Annotated in this window: 14 protein-coding genes; 6 read left to right on the top strand and 8 right to left on the bottom strand. The window is 33.2% G+C overall.

Annotated elements, in window-relative coordinates; genetic code table 11:
- The first annotated feature begins 264 nt into the window (after nt 1-264).
- The 4 genes from OZP10_RS13855 (at nt 265) to OZP10_RS13870 (ending at nt 8,271) form a co-directional block, all read left to right on the top strand.
- Nucleotides 265-1,695, top strand: coding sequence for a peptidylprolyl isomerase (locus OZP10_RS13855; protein WP_281631393.1), 1,431 nt, complete (start codon nt 265-267; stop codon nt 1,693-1,695).
- 78 nt (nt 1,696-1,773) lie between these two features.
- Nucleotides 1,774-2,727: an AAA family ATPase gene (locus OZP10_RS13860; protein ID WP_281631394.1), complete on the top strand. Its 954-nt coding sequence runs from the start codon at nt 1,774-1,776 to the stop codon at nt 2,725-2,727.
- A gap of 380 nt (nt 2,728-3,107) precedes the next feature.
- Nucleotides 3,108-5,879 (top strand): bifunctional aconitate hydratase 2/2-methylisocitrate dehydratase, encoded by a 2,772-nt coding sequence (locus OZP10_RS13865; protein WP_281631395.1) that lies wholly within the window; start codon nt 3,108-3,110, stop codon nt 5,877-5,879.
- A gap of 127 nt (nt 5,880-6,006) precedes the next feature.
- On the top strand, nt 6,007-8,271 hold the full coding sequence (locus OZP10_RS13870; protein ID WP_177210632.1) for an aconitate hydratase: 2,265 nt from the start codon (nt 6,007-6,009) through the stop codon (nt 8,269-8,271).
- A gap of 70 nt (nt 8,272-8,341) precedes the next feature.
- On the opposite strand, the gene OZP10_RS13875 is transcribed toward OZP10_RS13870, so the two are convergent.
- Complete coding sequence (locus OZP10_RS13875; RefSeq protein ID WP_281631396.1) at nt 8,342-9,721, bottom strand: Kelch repeat-containing protein; 1,380 nt, start codon at nt 9,719-9,721, stop codon at nt 8,342-8,344.
- Between the two features lie 245 nt (nt 9,722-9,966).
- Between OZP10_RS13875 and OZP10_RS13880 the strand changes: the two genes are divergently transcribed.
- Nucleotides 9,967-11,118, top strand: a complete 1,152-nt coding sequence (locus OZP10_RS13880) for a C40 family peptidase (protein WP_281631397.1) — start codon at nt 9,967-9,969, stop codon at nt 11,116-11,118.
- On the opposite strand, the gene OZP10_RS13885 is transcribed toward OZP10_RS13880, so the two are convergent.
- The 4 genes from OZP10_RS13885 to OZP10_RS13900 form a co-directional block, all read right to left on the bottom strand.
- A complete protein-coding gene (locus OZP10_RS13885) occupies nt 11,115-11,504 on the bottom strand; it encodes a response regulator (protein WP_177210630.1) in 390 nt (129 codons plus the stop codon). The two genes, OZP10_RS13880 and OZP10_RS13885, sit on opposite strands and share 4 nt — an antisense overlap.
- Nucleotides 11,494-12,918, bottom strand: a complete 1,425-nt coding sequence (locus OZP10_RS13890) for a sensor histidine kinase (protein ID WP_281631398.1) — start codon at nt 12,916-12,918, stop codon at nt 11,494-11,496. Before OZP10_RS13890 ends, OZP10_RS13885 begins: the two co-directional genes overlap by 11 nt.
- Before the next feature lie 414 nt (nt 12,919-13,332).
- Nucleotides 13,333-14,091 (bottom strand): methyltransferase domain-containing protein, encoded by a 759-nt coding sequence (locus tag OZP10_RS13895; RefSeq protein WP_281631399.1) that lies wholly within the window; start codon nt 14,089-14,091, stop codon nt 13,333-13,335.
- A gap of 125 nt (nt 14,092-14,216) precedes the next feature.
- Nucleotides 14,217-14,927, bottom strand: coding sequence for an SDR family NAD(P)-dependent oxidoreductase (locus tag OZP10_RS13900; RefSeq protein WP_281631400.1), 711 nt, complete (start codon nt 14,925-14,927; stop codon nt 14,217-14,219).
- A 162-nt stretch (nt 14,928-15,089) separates the two neighbouring features.
- Between OZP10_RS13900 and OZP10_RS13905 the strand changes: the two genes are divergently transcribed.
- A complete protein-coding gene (locus OZP10_RS13905; protein WP_281631401.1) occupies nt 15,090-16,502 on the top strand; it encodes an APC family permease in 1,413 nt (470 codons plus the stop codon).
- A 64-nt stretch (nt 16,503-16,566) separates the two neighbouring features.
- Here the strand turns inward: OZP10_RS13905 and OZP10_RS13910 are convergent, their stop codons facing one another.
- The 3 genes from OZP10_RS13910 to OZP10_RS13920 all read right to left on the bottom strand — a co-directional run bounded on the left by OZP10_RS13910 (nt 16,567) and on the right by OZP10_RS13920 (nt 18,382).
- Entirely contained in the window at nt 16,567-16,977 is a 411-nt protein-coding gene (locus tag OZP10_RS13910; RefSeq protein WP_281631402.1) for an MFS transporter, read from the bottom strand.
- 159 nt (nt 16,978-17,136) lie between these two features.
- Complete coding sequence (locus OZP10_RS13915) at nt 17,137-17,598, bottom strand: DUF1810 domain-containing protein (protein ID WP_177210625.1); 462 nt, start codon at nt 17,596-17,598, stop codon at nt 17,137-17,139.
- A 157-nt stretch (nt 17,599-17,755) separates the two neighbouring features.
- The gene (locus OZP10_RS13920) at nt 17,756-18,382 is read right to left on the bottom strand and encodes an alpha-ketoglutarate-dependent dioxygenase AlkB family protein (RefSeq protein WP_177210624.1); all 627 of its coding nucleotides are present in this window, start codon (nt 18,380-18,382) and stop codon (nt 17,756-17,758) included.
- Nucleotides 18,383-18,406: the final 24 nt, after the last annotated feature.

An 18,406-nucleotide genomic window follows, 5' to 3' on the forward strand; every position in this document is an offset into this window, starting at 1 on the left:
TTTGAAAAATGAAACCAACCTAAAAATTTGTCTTTCATTAAATTAAGAAAATGAAAATGGCTCATTTTCTTTAAGTGTAAAGAACTATCCTATAATTTTTTGTTAATAGTATATCGGATAGTTGGATTATGTAATTGAATTGTTATTTTTGTTCGTTATAAGTTACGAAAGAACTATACTTTAATTATTTATGTTTAAGTTGAACATACATAATTTCAGAGGGATTATCTAAAACAGGCTTACATTCAAATAAAAATTAAAATAATGTTATTAAAAAAATTACAGCTAAAAACAATTGATTTCAAGTTTGCACTAACAATTTGTTTTTTTCTTTTTTTTACTCCAATTATCACAGCGCAAGAAATTATTCCTGATGTTGTAGCTCAAAAACCAGTTGAAGCTCCTTCTGGCGGAAAATTGAAAATCGATGGAATTATTGCGACAGTAGGAGATTATATTGTTTTAGATTCCGATATCGATAAAGGATTTTTAGAAATTACTGCTCAAGGCGGATCTATAAAAGATATTACAAGATGCCAGATGCTTGGTAAACTTTTAGAAGACAAATTATATGCTCACCAAGCTATTCAAGATAGTATTATTGTGAGTGATGCTGAAGTTAGAAGTATGATGGACGAGCGTCTAAACTATATGACACAGCAAGTTGGTGATATCAATAAAGTAGTTGAATACTATAAAAAAAGTTCTGTAGAAGAATTTAAAACTTATTTTGCAGATATCTTGAAGGAGCAAAAGCTAGCTTCAGAGATGAGAGATAAGATTATTAAAGATGTTGAGATCACTCCAGAGGAAGTTCGAAATTTCTTCAAGAAAATTCCAAAAGATGAATTGCCAACGTTTGGTGCCGAAATGGAGGTAGCACAAATTGTGGTAGAGCCTAAAATTTCTAAAGAAGACAAACAGAAAGTTATCGATAGATTAAATGCGATAAGAAAAGATGTTCTTGAGGGATCTAGTTTTGCTACAAAGGCAGTTTTATATTCTCAAGATCCAGGATCTTCTCCAAATGGGGGATACTACAAAATGACAAGAAGAACTCCTTTTGTCAAAGAATTTAAAGATGTCGCGTTTAGTTTACAGGCGGGAGAAATTTCGGAGCCATTTGAAACGACTTTTGGATACCATATTATCATGGTGGAAAAAATTAAAGGACAGGAAGTTGAGCTTCGTCATATCTTGATTTCTCCAACCGTGTCAGAAGCGGCTCTAAAAGAAGCAAAAGAAAGAATTACCAATATTAGAAATAAAATCATTAATAAAGAAGTGACTTTTGCTGAAGCAGCAAGAACAGAATCTGACGAAAAGGAAACTAGAACAAACGGTGGGACATTGGTGAATCCAACAACACAAGATACTCGTTTTGAGTTGACTAAAATGGATCCGACTTTATATAGCCAAGTTTCAAATTTAAAAGGAGATGAAGTTTCTCAGCCACTTTTAAATACAGATGATAAAGGTAAAAAAACGTATAAGTTAATTACGGTTACAAACAGAATTGATGAGCATACTGCTGATTATGCTAAGGATTATACTAAGATTAAAGAATTGGCATTAAAAGAAAAACAGATTAATGCAATTGCAAAATGGTTTGATACTAAAATTAAAGATACTTACATCAAGATCATTGGAGAATATAAAGATTGTTCTTTTGCGAACAACTGGCTGAAAAAATAAGTTTTAATAAATAAATAAAAAGAGTTAGTTTTATGATTTCATAGAATTAACTCTTTTTAATTTTAAATACATTCATAAATGTCTGACGTAGCAGCAATTCACAATTTAGTTCAAAAAAGAAACGAATTAAAAAAAGAAATAGCGAAAATCATTGTAGGGCAAGATGCCGTTGTAGATCAAATTTTACTTTGTATATTTTCTGGGGGACACGCACTTTTAATTGGAGTTCCTGGTTTGGCAAAAACCTTAATGATAAATACTCTGTCTCAGGCTTTAGGTCTAGATTTTAAGAGAATTCAGTTTACGCCAGATTTAATGCCTTCGGATATTTTAGGAAGCGAAATTTTGGATGAGAATAGGAATTTTAAGTTCATTAAAGGTCCAATTTTCTCTAATATTATTTTGGCTGACGAGATAAACAGAACACCTCCAAAAACACAAGCTGCTCTGCTTGAAGCTATGCAGGAAAGATCGGTTACGATTGCAGGACAACATCATAAATTAGATTTGCCTTATTTTGTTTTGGCAACTCAAAACCCTATTGAGCAGGAAGGAACTTATCCTTTGCCAGAAGCGCAGTTAGACCGCTTTATGTTTGCTATCAAATTAGAATATCCAACTTTTGAAGAAGAAGTTCAGGTCGTTAAACGAACAACTTCTGATGTTAAAACAGAAATTAATCCGTTATTTAATGCTCAGGAAATTATCGATTTTCAGCACCTGATTCGTAGAATCCCAGTTGCAGATAACGTTATTGAATATGCAGTGACTTTGGTAAGTAAAACTCGTCCAGATAATAGTTTGACTAATGATTTTGTAAAAAACTATTTAGATTGGGGGGCAGGACCAAGGGCTTCGCAAAATTTAATTCTTGCTGCAAAAGCACACGCAGCTTTTAATGGAAAGTTCTCGCCAGATATTGAAGATGTACAGGCAGTAGCAACAGGAATTCTTCGTCATAGAATTATAAAGAATTATAAAGCAGATGCTGAAGGTATAACAGAAGAGATAATTATTAAAAAACTAATGTAAAATCTAAAATTTGCATTTATAGTAATCCTGACAATTTATTGTCAGGATTTTTTGTTTTTAGAAACTCGAAAAAGCTTTTCAAGATGACGTTTTAAATCTCAACTATAACGTTATAATTGCTTATTTAGAAAGATTCTTTGTGAAAATAGAGGTAAAATCTCACTTCCTTTATAACATCAAATTTCGACTTTGTTAAAGAAAGGATTTTTAAATGTTAATAATTCATTATTTTAATATAAAATTGAGTTTTTGGTAAAAACAAGCAGTGAAAATCGTTTTTTAGCAATAATAATTTTTCAAAAGGCTAGTTCTATTAAATTTTTTTTAATTATCGTCTTTAATGCTTAAATTTGCCTCAAAAAAATAAATCCGCTTTTATTATGAATATTTATCAGGATTACCTTCAAGAAATTGAAGAAAGAAAAAATCAAGGGTTGCACCCAAAACCAATTGATGGAGCTGAATTATTAAGCGAAATCATTTCTCAAATTAAAGATGTTGATAACGCATATCGCGAAGACTCTCTTAAGTTTTTTATTTACAATACTTTACCAGGTACGACAAGTGCAGCAGGTGAAAAAGCTAAGTTTTTAAAAGAAATTATTTTAGGTCAATCAATAGTAAAAGAAATTACTCCAGCTTTTGCTTTTGAGTTGCTTTCACACATGAAAGGTGGACCATCTATCGAAGTATTACTTGATTTAGCTTTAGGTAATGACGCTGCAATTGCAAAAGAAGCAGCGAAAGTACTAAAAACACAAGTTTTCCTTTACGAAGCAGATACAGATCGTTTGGTAGAGGCATTCAAAAATGATAATGAAATTGCAAAAGAAATCCTTGAAAGTTATGCTCAAGCTGAGTTTTTTACAAAACTTCCAGAAGTAGCAGACGAAATTAAAGTGGTTACTTTTATTGCTGGTGAAGGTGATATTTCAACAGATTTACTTTCTCCGGGTAATCAAGCGCACTCTCGTTCAGATCGTGAACTTCATGGTCAGTGCATGATTACTCCTCAAGCGCAACAAGAAATTAAAGCGTTACAAGCACAGCATCCAGATAAAAGCGTAATGTTGATCGCTGAAAAAGGAACAATGGGTGTGGGTTCTTCAAGAATGTCAGGTGTTAATAACGTGGCACTTTGGACAGGAAAGCAGTCAAGCCCTTATATTCCATTCGTAAACATCGCTCCAATTGTTGGTGGAACAAACGGAATTTCTCCAATTTTCCTAACAACTGTTGACGTTACTGGTGGTATTGGTTTAGACCTTAAAAACTGGGTTAAAAAAGTTGATGCAGAAGGAAATGTTATTCGTAACGAAAATGACGAACCAATTCTGGAGCAAACGTATTCTGTTGCTACAGGAACTGTTTTGACTATCAATATTAAAGAGAAAAAACTTTATAATGGAGATCAGGAATTGATCGACATTTCTAAAGCATTTACTCCTCAAAAAATGGAGTTTATCAAAGCGGGTGGTTCTTATGCTATCGTATTTGGTAAAAAACTTCAGACATTAGCTGCTAAAGTTTTAGACGTTGAAGCTCCGTTAGTATATGCTCCTTCAAAAGAGGTTTCTCACGAAGGACAAGGTCTTACAGCAGTAGAAAAAATCTTCAACAAAAATGCTGTTGGTATTGCTCCAGGTAAAGTATTGCACGCTGGTTCTGATGTTCGTGTAGAAGTTAACATTGTAGGGTCTCAAGATACTACGGGTTTAATGACTGCTCAGGAATTAGAATCTATGGCGGCTACTGTGATTTCGCCAATCGTTGACGGTGCTTACCAATCAGGTTGTCATACTGCTTCGGTTTGGGATAAAAAAGCACAAGCTAATATTCCTAAATTGATGAAATTTATGAACGATTTTGGTTTGATCACGGCTCGTGACCCAAAAGGCGTTTATCATGCAATGACTGACGTTATCCATAAAGTGCTTAACGATATTACTATTGACGAGTGGGCAATCATTATTGGTGGTGACTCTCATACAAGAATGTCAAAAGGTGTTGCTTTTGGTGCTGACTCAGGAACTGTTGCTCTTGCATTGGCTACTGGAGAAGCTTCAATGCCAATTCCAGAATCTGTTAAAGTTACTTTCAAAGGAGATATGAAAGGGTATATGGACTTCCGTGATGTTGTTCATGCTACTCAAGCTCAAATGCTTCACCAATTTGGAGGAGAAAATGTATTCCAAGGAAGAATCATTGAGGTTCACATTGGAACATTAACTGCTGACCAAGCCTTTACATTTACAGACTGGACTGCAGAGATGAAAGCTAAAGCTTCTATCTGTATTTCTGAAGATGATACTTTAATCGAATCATTGGAAATTGCTAAAGGCAGAATCCAAATCATGATCGACAAAGGTATGGACAACGATAAACACGTTCTTCAAGGATTGATCAACAAAGCTGATAAGAGAATTGCTGAGATTAAATCGGCTGAAAAACCAGCTTTAACTCCAGATGCAAATGCTAAATATTATGCTGAAGTTGTAGTTGATCTTGATCAAATTGCTGAGCCAATGATCGCCGATCCAGACGTAAATAATGCTGATGTTTCTAAACGTTATACTCACGATACAATTAGACCATTATCTTTTTACGGTGGAGAGAAAAAAGTAGATCTTGGATTTATTGGTTCTTGTATGGTTCACAAAGGAGATATGAAAATCCTTGCTCAAATGTTGAAAAACGTAGAGGCACAAACAGGAAAAGTGGAATTCAACGCTCCTCTTGTAGTTGCTCCTCCAACTTACAACATTGTTGATGAATTAAAAGCCGAAGGTGACTGGGAAGTTCTACAAAGATATTCAGGTTTCGAATTCGACGATAATGCTCCAAAAGGTGCTGCGCGTACAGAATACGAAAACATGTTGTATTTAGAGCGTCCAGGATGTAACCTTTGTATGGGTAACCAAGAAAAAGCAGCTAAAGGAGATACGGTAATGGCAACTTCAACTCGTCTTTTCCAAGGTAGAGTTGTAGAAGACAAAGAAGGTAAAAAAGGAGAATCATTGCTTTCTTCTACACCAGTTGTAGTTTTGTCTACAATTTTAGGAAGAACTCCAACTTTAGCAGAATATACAACTGCGGTTGAAGGTATTAACTTGACTAAGTTTGCACCTTCTAATAAATCGTTAGTAATGTAATCTTACGATTATTAATATATCAAAAGCCCGAGCGATAAACTCGGGCTTTTTCTTTTTTAACTCTCCTATTTTTTGTAACTTGTCATGTTCAAAATAAAATAAAAAAACAAAAAATAATATAGAACTTATGGCTTTTGATATCGAAATGATTAAAAAAGTGTACGAAAACATGCCAAATCGTGTTGATAAAGCACGAGAGATTGTTGGACGTCCACTTACTTTGACAGAGAAAATTTTATACAACCACCTTTGGGATGGAAATCCGACAAAGGCGTTTGGCAGAGGAGTTGATTATGTTGATTTCGCACCAGATCGTGTTGCGTGTCAAGATGCAACGGCACAAATGGCATTATTGCAGTTTATGCATGCAGGAAAATCTAAAGTGGCAGTACCAACAACGGTTCACTGTGATCACTTGATTCAGGCAAAAGTAGATGCTGCAACCGATTTGGCTAGAGCAAAAACACAAAGTAATGAGGTTTTTGATTTCTTATCTTCTGTTTCTAATAAATACGGAATAGGTTTTTGGAAGCCAGGAGCTGGAATTATTCACCAAGTGGTACTTGAAAATTATGCTTTCCCTGGCGGAATGATGATTGGTACCGATTCTCATACTGTAAATGCAGGTGGTTTAGGAATGGTGGCTATTGGTGTTGGCGGAGCAGATGCTGTAGATGTTATGTCTGGAATGGCTTGGGAACTTAAATTTCCTAAACTTATCGGAGTTAAATTAACAGGGAAATTATCAGGATGGACCGCGCCAAAAGACGTTATTCTTAAGGTGGCTGGTATTTTGACTGTAAAAGGAGGAACTGGTGCTATTGTCGAGTATTTTGGAGAAGGTGCAACTTCTATGTCTTGTACAGGTAAAGGGACTATTTGTAATATGGGAGCCGAAATTGGAGCTACAACTTCTACTTTTGGATATGATGCTTCTATGGGGCGTTACCTGCGTTCTACAAATAGAGCCGATGTTGCCGATGCAGCAGATAAAATTGCTCCATATTTAACAGGAGATCCAGAAGTTTACGCAAACCCTGAAAAATATTTCGATCAGGTTATCGAAATTGATTTGTCTAAATTAGAGCCACACTTAAATGGACCTTTTACGCCAGATTTGGCTACTCCAATTTCTAAAATGAAAGAAGAAGCAATCAAAAATAACTGGCCATTACAAATTCAAGTTGGTTTAATAGGGTCTTGTACCAACTCTTCTTACGAAGATATTTCGCGTGCAGCTTCTTTGGCAAGACAGGTTGCAGATAAAAACTTAAAGACAAAAGCCGAGTTTACTATTACTCCAGGTTCTGAAGTAGTTCGTTCGACTATTGAAAGAGACGGATTTATTGATACGTTCCATAAAATTGGGGCAACTGTTTTTGCTAATGCCTGCGGACCATGTATTGGTATGTGGGATAGAGAAGGGGCAGAAAAAGAAGAAAGAAATACAATTGTTCACTCTTTCAATCGTAACTTCTCAAAGCGTGCAGATGGTAATCCAAATACGTTAGCTTTTGTAGGTTCTCCAGAGTTGGTAACAGCGATGGCGATTGCTGGTGATTTGGGCTTTAATCCATTGACAGATACATTAATCAACGAAGATGGCGAAGAAGTTATGCTTGATGCTCCAACAGGAGACGAGCTTCCTTCTAAGGGGTTCTACGCCGAAGATCCAGGATTTCAGGCTCCAGCAGCAGATGGTTCAAATGTGCAAGTTGTGGTCAATCCAACATCTGAGCGATTGCAACTATTAGCTCCGTTTGATGCTTGGGATGGTAAAAATATTACTGGTGCTAAATTGTTGATCAAAGCATTCGGTAAATGTACAACAGATCATATTTCTATGGCTGGACCATGGTTGCGCTTCCGCGGACATTTAGATAATATTTCTAATAATATGCTAATTGGTGCGGTAAATGCTTATAATCAAAAAACAAACTCAGTTAAAAATCAATTGACAGGTCAATATGATGCTGTTCCTGCGGTTGCTCGTGCGTATAAAGCTGCTGGAGTTCCGTCTATCGTAGTTGGAGATCATAACTACGGAGAAGGTTCTTCTCGTGAGCATGCTGCGATGGAACCTCGTTTCTTAGGTGTCAAAGCAGTATTGGTAAAATCTTTCGCTCGTATCCACGAAACAAACCTTAAAAAGCAAGGTCTTTTAGGTTTGACATTTGCAAATGAAGCTGATTATGATAAAATCCAAGAGGATGATACTATTAACTTCTTAGATTTAACAGAATTTGCTCCAGGAAAACCATTGACATTAGAATTTGTTCATGCAGATGGTACCAAAGATATTATTTTGGCTAACCATACGTATAATGAAGGGCAAATTGGATGGTTTGTTGCAGGTTCTGCATTAAACTTAATTGCGGCTGGAAAAGCTTAATTTTTAGATTTATATATTTTAAAATGCCCTGTTTTTACAGGGCATTTTTTATTATAATTAATTTGGTTTACTAGTTTGCGGTAAATAAGCTCAAGCCAGATGATAAAACTTTGATGTGATTGAGTTGTGTTTTGTCAAATTCTTCTATGTCAATGCTGTAAATGTTTTGTGAAGGAGTGTTTGAGAAGTCGTCTTGAAGAGTTCCGCCAAGTATGTATAATTTGTTGTTGTAATAGTGCATGCTAGAACCTTTTAATTTAATATCAACCAGATATTCCTTTAATTGTTTTGTTTTAATATCATAAAGATATACTTGATTGTTTTCAAAAAAATAAATTATATTTTCATGAAAGGTTACAGCTGGTTTTTCTAATCCTGTAAATAATTCTCCTTCAGTCTGCCATTTTTCAGTTTTTAGATCAAAGGTTTCAATTTGAGATAAAGGGGTGTCGTTGTTTCCTCCAATTAAATAAATTTTATCACCTATTAGAACGCCCGAAGTTTCTTTGGCAACAGGCATACTTGCAAGCTCATACCAATAGCCAGAAGTGATGTTGTATAGATGTACTTTATTTGTAAATGTCTTCTTGTCTTTATCATTCATTTTTATTGAACCTCCAATTACAATTATATTGTCATTGTAAGTAAATGAAGCAGCATTAGATGCTTGATGTGGATTTGTTTTATCAATTGTAATACTTTGCTTTTTAGTGTCAAATACCTCAATCTCATTTTGAAGGTATTCAAAAATTCCATTGTCAGAAATTTTTTTTCCTCCTAAAATATAAATTTTACCGTCGTAATAATTAAGATTATGATAGGCTCTTTTTTTGAATTTTAGATTTGATTCTTCCCAAGAATTATTTTGTATGTCGTATACCAGTAATTTTTCTTTATAAGAGAAATAATTTGGATTATTACGAATTTCTCTGAGGTAATCTTTTAAAGTAAAATCCGGCCGTTCTCGTTTGACTTTTTCCCAAGGATCTGTTTTATAGCTTGCATCTCCGCCTATAATATAGATTTTACTGTCTTGTAAAATTGATCCAAAAGAGGTAATTCTATATTGTAAAGGAGCTAATTTGGTTGTGTTCAGTTTAGATTTTAATCTTAATTTGTGATTTTTAGTAATAACTAAGCCTTCTAAATTTTCTATAGTTTCTTTAAGAAAAATTTTGAAGTCTGTTTTTTTTAAATCGGTTAAAGCGATTTTTGTGGTAATAAATCCAATATGCGAAAATTGTAAACTATCTTGATCTTTGAAATTAGAGGGCAATTTTAAGGTAAATTCGCCATTGCTATTCGTTAAAGTTCCAAAATTTCCTGATATGCTAGTAATGTTAGTGTCTTCTAAAGCTGTTTTGTTTTTTTTAGAGAGTACCGTTCCCTTTATAATTTGCGCATTTGTAATAAAAGGAAAGAAAATGATGAGATAGAATAGATTTTTCAAAATATCTAGGTTTTTTATTAGGTTAAATTTAATAAAAAAATATATGTTTTGTAAAAAACTGCCTTTCAAAAAGTTGGATTAATTTTTATGCAGAGACTGTTAATTCGAGGTAAAATAATTGTTAAAAACACAGGTTTTTTTACATTAAAAAGTTAAATTCGCTTTTTAGGCAATATATTTGTCTTTTTTGAGTTCAGATTATGGTATAACATTAAAAAAAGGGTAAAAACTTTTAAATAGGGAGTATGGTTTACAGGTTAATAATAGTATTGTTTTTTTTCAGTGTAGGAGCTTTGGCGCAGGATAATTTTATTAAGCACAAAATTTCACCAGGAGATAACCTTTCTGTTATTGCTAAAAAATATGGAGTAAAAGTAAAAGACATCGCAGACGCAAACCCAAATGCTCCTAAAATATTAAAACTAAATTCAACCCTTTTAATCCCGAATAAAAATAAAACCACTGCAAAAGTAAAGACTAAAAATATCGAAGTTGCAGTAAATAATAACTCTTCTAATGCTTCTGGCACTCATGAAGTAGCTTCCAAAGAAACACTTTGGGGAATTTCTAAAAAATATAATGTCTCTGTTGATGATTTAAAGAAAGCAAATCCACTTTTGGAAACAGAAGGGCTGAAAATTGGACAGCAGATTATTATTCCTTCGGATGTAGCTTTAGTAAATGAAAAACCAATCGAAACTAATGCTGAGGTAGTGTCGACAGATGTAGAGCTTATTAGGGAAGTGAAGTCGAAAGAAACAAAATATGGCATCTCTAAAGAATATGATATTACAGTTGCAGAGTTAGAACGCCAGAATCCTTCAATTAAAGGAAAAGTCCCTGTTGGATATTTGCTGAAAATTCGTGTTCCAAAAGAAAAAGCAGATGCAATCCAAGCTGCAAAAACATCGCAAGATACCAACGTTCAAACTGATGTTTCTTCTAGTCAAATAGCAGAAGCAACTCAGGAAATAAAAAGAGATTCTACTCTTGTAAGAACGGGGAATTATTCTGTATTAATTGATCAGCTTATCGCAAGTGCAACAGAGAATATAGGCACGAGATATAGGTCAGGCGGAACAACAAAAGCAGGTTTTGACTGTTCAGGATTAATGTTTTGTACTTTTGGCAATTTTGATATTAAACTTCCTAGAAGTTCAATAGAGCAATCTCGAATAGGAACAAAAGTAGCTTCAGACGAAGCGCAAAAAGGTGATTTAATTTTCTTTAGAACCAATGGTAGACGTCATATAAATCACGTGGGTATGGTTGTTGAAAATGTTGATGGTGAAATTAAATTTGTGCATTCATCTACTCACGGCGGCGTGATGATTTCTTCAACAAAAGAACCATATTACACAAGAGCTTTTTCTCAAGTAAATCGTGTTTTGAATTAAGCTTCGAGAAATACACTTTTCAATATCTCTAATCTAAAAGGTTTATTCCAGAAATCAGAGACATACTTGTTTTCTTTTACTTTCTTGATTTCATCGCTATCTAAAGTCGAAGAAAGAACAAAAATTTCAATATTTTGTTTTATATCTTCTGGCAGCTGGTCAAATTCTTTCAAAAATTCAAAACCATCCATAATAGGCATCTGAATGTCTAAAAGAATAATTAATGGATTTTGGTTCTGATTTTTTAGTAACCAGTTCATTCCTTCTTTTCCATTATTGGCTATATAAACAGGATTAATGTCGAGTCCTTTTTTAAGTAGTTTTTTAGTGACAAATTGATCAATCAGATTGTCTTCTATAATTACAAATTGAGATCTATACGGCATATGAATTTGGTATTGTTACTATAAATTTACTTCCAACTCTGTTTTCAGAAAAAACGGAAATATCTCCTTTAATATTTTCAACTGCTTCTTTTACGATATACAAACCTAAACCAGAACCTTTGTTTTTGTTTGTTCCAAAATACATGTCAAAAATATTAGCTTTATGATCGTCATGAATTCCGATTCCATTATCGGATACTTCAATTTTATTTAAGCCTTCGCTAAAATAAGTTCTTATGGTTATAAACATTTCTTGCTTGCTGCAATCTGCATATTTTATAGCATTTGAAAGCAAGTTGTTGATAATGATTTTCAAACGAAGACCATCACTTTCAATTTGGTCTACTAAGTGTTCTTGTGTGAATTTAATCCTGTTAGCATTTTCAATATGCATTAATTGCAGGATAGCTTCGTTACACAATTCTTTCAGGCTTACCGGTTCCATTATTACTTCTTTTCTTTTATTTTTAGAATAATCAATAATATCACTAATAAACTGATCTTGTCTGGCAAGACTTTGATGCATCATTTGTAAATAATCTCGAACTTGTTCTACATCATCTTCCAATGCAGTTATTTCAATAAGGCCTTTTAATGAAGTAATGGGAGATCTCAAGTCATGTGAGGCGCTGTAGACAAATCGGTCTAATTCGCGATTTACTATAATAAGATTTTCATTTTTTACTTCTGTTTCTTTTTTTGAAATCAATAACCTTTTGACCATTATCGAATAATACAAACAAACACTGCAGATTATAATCAGAATGAAAAAGATGTTTGTAATAATGAGTAGATCTTTTATTTTTCGAGTTCCCTCGCCAAGTGTATTTGAGAAATTACGCTGATTAATGGTTAATTGGTCACTTATTGCACTAATTTCGTTTAAATATTTTTTTTCATCTTCTGGGCTTAATAAATTGCGTTCTATTTTGGCATTGATCTGTTGTCCAATAACAAATAAGTCAAAAATTAATTTATCTCCTTTTCCCCATTCTTTGATCGCTTTAGATAAAAAACTTACGTCTTTAAAGTTGTCAAATAACCAGATGATGTCATCAAGGTCATCTTCGTTATTTCTTCCAATCAGAAATCCCTTTCTTGCAATCTTATTATCTCCAGCTTTCAAAAGTGTAATTCTTGCAATGCCATCTCCTTGAGGCACTTTTAATTCTTCAAGATACAATTTCCATTGCATCGGGTTTTTGGTAAATAAATAAGTAATCAAATGTCTCGATGCGTCTTTTTGTCCTTTTGAATAATGCGATTCTCCGTTGACATATGCTCTGTTGGCAGATAAGATTTTAATCGTGAAAAAATTGATGCAGATTAATAATGCACAGGAAATAAAAACGATTAAAATAAGGATAAAAACATTTGGAAAACGAAAGTTTTTTAAAGCTTGCAGTTTAGACATAATCTTAAAATTAGTAGGTTGATAAAAAAGTTTCCTTTTCGTGTTTTTTGCATATTTAATCAAAGAAAAACGGGGAAATTGATCTTTGTAAACATTAAACACTTGTTAAGATATTTTGTTGTTTATAAATGCTATTAAAATGATTCTCTCAAATATAATAAAATTTATCTTATGATTTTTATATAAAAAGCCATCCTGAAACAAAAATATTTCTATTTTGTTTAGTTTTGTTTAATTATTTGGTTATTAGTATGTTTTGCTTTTTAAGACAAGATTTTAGCAGTTTTTGAAGTAAAAGAAAAGAGCTTTAACTTCAATTTTGAAGATAAAAAAGCAATAAAAAATACGCTACGCAAAAAACAGTAAATCTCGTTTTTGTTAAAGATTGGTAATGAATTTGATTAGATTGTATGATTAAAATTTAGCGTAAATAATCAGTCTTTTAAATGCGTAAATAGATGGAACGACAGGGAAATAGGCATCTATTCTTTTTTTGAATTCAGCTGTTAATGCTGCAAATTCCTGCTCCTTTAATCTTTCTTGATAAACAGTTAATGCCGAACCAGAAATAAAGTCAAAAAAATCGTCCTTTTGACTAGAAATTAAGGGATAAACTTTCTCGTAGAGAACCAAATCGGTACCGCCATTTTCGAATAGAATTTTAGCGTAATCATCTAAAGTCAATATTGGAGAAGGGCGTGTCCAATGTTTGAGATACGTAGCAAAAGGTTCTTCTTGAACAAGCTGTAAAAGTATTTTATTCAAGATGTTTTCATTTTGCTGTGGCATCTGAACTGCCAATTGTCCGCCTGGATTTATTCGCGAGATAATTTTCGGAAAAAGTTCATTATGATTATCAATCCATTGTAAGGCCGCATTTGAAAAGATCAAATCCCATTTGGTTTCGTCGTCGATTTGTTCTAAAATCGTTTTTTCTTTAAATTCAAGATTTTCTTGCACTGGAGCTTTTGCCAACATTTCGGCAGAATTGTCAATGCCAAGAACAAACGGATTGGTTAGTTTTTGATGCAGTTTTTGGGTAAGTTCACCCGTTCCGCATCCGAGATCTATAACCTTTAGATTGGGTTTATCAATAATATGACTTGTTAGATCGTCAAAAGGTTTAGAACGTTCTTCTTTAAACTCATTATATTTTTTAGGATCCCAAGTCATGATTTTCTTTTTCTTTTAAAATTAAAGAAAATTATATCGAATAAGAAAAATAGAGAATTAAAAATTATTCTAATTTTTTTAAAGTTTTTTGATAACTTTTTCTGTAACTGAAATCTAAATTAGTATTACATATAATCTATAGTTAGTTTATTGCTATTTTTAAATGCGATGGACATTGGATCAGGAAAAATGTTGAATTTATTTAAGTCAATATCATCACAAATGTTTTTAACCAATGTTGCAGGGGAGATTTTATCATAGTCAACATCAGCAGACATTCTTGAATCGATATATCCAGGATATATTCCGAAAACTCGAATATTGTATTTATTTAAATCTTCTCTTATCGATTGAGTAAAAATATGTGTTGCCATTTTTGAAGCACAATATGTTGACAATCTTTTAATAACACAAAGACTCGCAATTGATAAAATGTTAATTATTGCAGCATTAGAATTTGATTTTAAAGTAGGAATCAATTCATTTGTAAGATTTACAACTCCAATATAATTTATATTCATTTCTAGTTGAGCATATTCGTGTGCTTTTTGATTTAAGAAATCAGATTTTAATTCTATTCCAGCATTGTTAATCAATAAGTTAATATCCTTATGACTAGAACAGAAAATTTTAATTTGATTACTATCAGTCACATCCAAAAGAGATGGAAATAAAGTATCTGGGTTATGTGATGCTAATGTAGAGAGTTGCTCTATGTTAATTCCTGTTAGGTATATTTTTGCCACATCTCGTTTTAATAACTCGTCAATGAAAGCTTTTCCTATGTCGCCATCAGCTCCAGTTAAAAGTACAACAGCATTCCTAAATGAATTCATAATATTTGATTTTAAATAATTGAGTAAAAATACTACAAAATGAATTATACTTGAGGGTTTGAGGAAATAAATCGATAAAAGATTTGTAAATCCTGAAATCTCAATTGTAAATATTAATGAATCAGAAAAAAGTATATCTTTAGCCAACCTAAACCAATAAAAATGCAAGAAAACGACCAAGAACATTTTAAAAGAGAACTCGGACTCTTAGACGGAACCATGCTTGTGGTTGGCTCTATGATTGGATCTGGGATATTCATTGTAAGTGCCGATATTGCCCGACAAGTAGGCTCGGCAGGATGGCTTACACTAATCTGGCTTTTGTCCGGATTTATTACAGTTGTCGCAGCAGTTAGCTATGGCGAATTGAGTGCGATGTTTCCAAAAGCTGGAGGACAATACGTTTACTTGAAAGAAGCCTATAATAAACTAATTGCCTTTTTGTACGGCTGGAGTTTTTTCGCAGTTATTCAGACCGGAACTATTGCTGCAGTAGGAGTGGCTTTTTCTAAATTTGCAGCTTATTTGTATGAACCTTTGAGTGATGAGAATATTCTTTACGAACTAGGAGCTTTTAAACTGAATGCAGCTCAGCTAGTTTCGATTTTAACTATTATCATTCTAACTTTTATCAATAGCCGTGGTGTAAAAAATGGAAAAATTCTACAAACTGTTTTAACGATAATTAAAATTTTATCGCTTCTTGGATTAGTCGTTTTCGGATTAACGCTTGCTGCGAAAGCTTCTGTTTGGGATGCAAACTGGGCAGACGGATGGAGCACAAGAACATTTGACAAAGAAAGCGGATCATGGTTGCCAATTAGTGGAACAGCCTTAATTTCTGGAATTTCGGCTGCAATGGTTGGATCTTTATTCTCTAGTGATGCTTGGAACGGTGTAACTTTTATCGCTGGTGAAATTAAAAATCCTAAAAGAAATGTGGGTCTTAGTCTTTTTCTAGGAACTTTTATTGTGACCTCTCTATATGTTGTAACAAATCTTATGTATTTGGCTGTAGTTCCGTTTGATGAAATAGCAACAGCAAAGTTCGATCGTGTTGCAGTTGTGGCTTCAGATTATATTTTTGGAAATGTAGGAGCCTTGATTATCGCAATTATGATTATGATTTCGACTTTTGCTTGCAACAACGGATTAATTATGGCTGGTGCGAGAGTATATTATACAATGGCAAAAGATGGTTTGTTTTTCAAAAAAGCTGCTGTTTTAAATAGTTCGAGCGTTCCTGCTTGGGCACTTTGGGCGCAGTGTATTTGGGCTTCGGCTTTGTGCTTGACAGGGAAATATGGAGATTTGCTTGATTTTGTAATTATCATCGTATTGATTTTTTATATTCTGACCATCTACGGAATTTTTATTCTAAGAAAAAAGATGCCAGATGCAGAAAGACCTTATAAAGCATTTGGATATCCATTTTTACCAATGCTATATATTGTTGTAGCGTCGGCAATTTGTATTGCGTTACTAATTACAAAATTCTCAACCTGTGGTTGGGGAGTGTTGATTATGTTAACTGGAATTCCAGTTTATTACTTAACGAAACCGAAAGAAGAATAGATTCAAAAATTTCAAATTTTATCTATAAAAAAGTGCCTTTTATTGCAAGGCACTTTTTGTTTTTTTAATTGTTTGTATTCGATAAATCATTGTCAATTCTCTCTGTGGTAGGTCTGAGAAATATCAGATAAACTAATATCAGAATTCCAAATAATATAAAATCGGGTTTTAAAATTAAAATCAAAAAAGCGGCGCCTTCAAGAACAGCCCAACGCATAATAGAAGCAGCTTGATATATGGGCATTTTGTCTTCGAGTTTTAATTTGGGGTCAATCTGCTTTAATTGTGTTTTAAATAATATATTGCTTAAAACAATTGCTAGAATCGGAATAGCAAGATATATTATTGAAGCTGTATCAATGACAGGTACATGTAGCGTTTCAAGTGAAAGATCTCCAATAATGTAATAAGCGATGATGGTTCCTGCACAAATGGCGAGATGGATAATTTGTAAAGTTTTGATTTTTTCATTCATGGTTTGGTTTAGATTTGAGGTTAACTTTATGCAAGTTAAGATTAATTACTTTTAAATAAACAGTTTATGATGTTGGTTTTAGTGAATAGTATAGCCATAAACAAAAAAAAGACACTATAATTAGTGTCTTTTAAATGTAAATAATCGTTGTAACTCGTGTTATATTTCAACCGGTTCATCAACAGATTTTATAGTTGAATTAATAATAGACAAAGTAAGCGGATCGGTTTCTCCAGAGAAGAAAGCCTCCAAGATTTCCTGAAATATCGGATTTGCATTTTCTACCAATGAAAATAAAGTCATACAAGAACGTAATTTTCGTGCATCTAAGTCACCAAAAATTCCATCAGCCGATTTCATCTTAAAGGTTAATAAAAGCTCTGAAATTTCAATCAAATGTTTTCCTAAAATAGGATGCTCCAAATAATCTGTAGCTTCTTTTAAATCATTAATGGCATAAAGATTTGCAGTATCACTTTTACCCAATCCTTTAATTTGAGGAAAAATAAACCACATCCAATGCGTCTCTTTTTTCCCCTTTCCGATTTCAGAAAGAGCAGTAAGATAAAGTTTGTTTTGCGCATCTAAGAAGCGCGCTAAATCGTTGTTTGAATAAGCCATTACGGTATTATATTTTTTAAAAAGGTTGCAAAAATAGTAAAAAAGGAGGGTTCAGCCTAATAAAACATTCATACAATCAGTATTTTAACTTTTTTCGACAGAATTTTCCTCATAGGGATTGAGCTAATAAATCAGCTAGTTTTTAGTTCTGAATGTATTACGTATTACGTTGCGTTTGTCTGAATGTTAAATTTATTCTGGGTAAAACTTTACGTGCTGTTTTTGGAACATGGTGCTGCCAGAAACTATTCGTAGTTCCCGCCATCAGTAGAAAAGAACCATGATGAAGCGGAATTTCAACTAACGGAATATCTTTTCTAAATTTATGGCGAAGTTTAAACATTCGGGTTTCTCCAAAAGTGACCGAGGCTATAATAGGATCTTTACCAGATTTGTCTTCTCGATCGCTATGCCAGCCTACGCCGTCTTTTCCGTTTCGATATAAATTTAACAGAAGACTGTTAAAATCAAGCTGAGTTTCTTTCTCCACGCGGCCTCTGATTTTTAACAATTCATACGTCCAGTCAGGTCCGTTTGGATCTGCTCCTTCGTTGTCTTTATCTTCATACCATGCAATCATTCTGGGAACAGTATAGGTTTTATCATAAATTTCCATTTCATATTCTCTCCATTTCGTTTTGCGCAGTATTCTTTCATAAAAAGAATCTGATTCTTCTTTGCTGAAGAAATTTTCAATCAGAATTAGTTCGCAATCCGGAAGATCAAATATTTTTTTACCTCCGTGTCCAGTGGTAAATAATTCGGTATCGGTAAATAGTGTCATAATTTTGATTTTTACAGCTCTATT

The sequence above is a fragment of the Flavobacterium luteolum genome (genome assembly GCF_027111275.1).
Classification (GTDB): domain Bacteria; phylum Bacteroidota; class Bacteroidia; order Flavobacteriales; family Flavobacteriaceae; genus Flavobacterium; species Flavobacterium luteolum.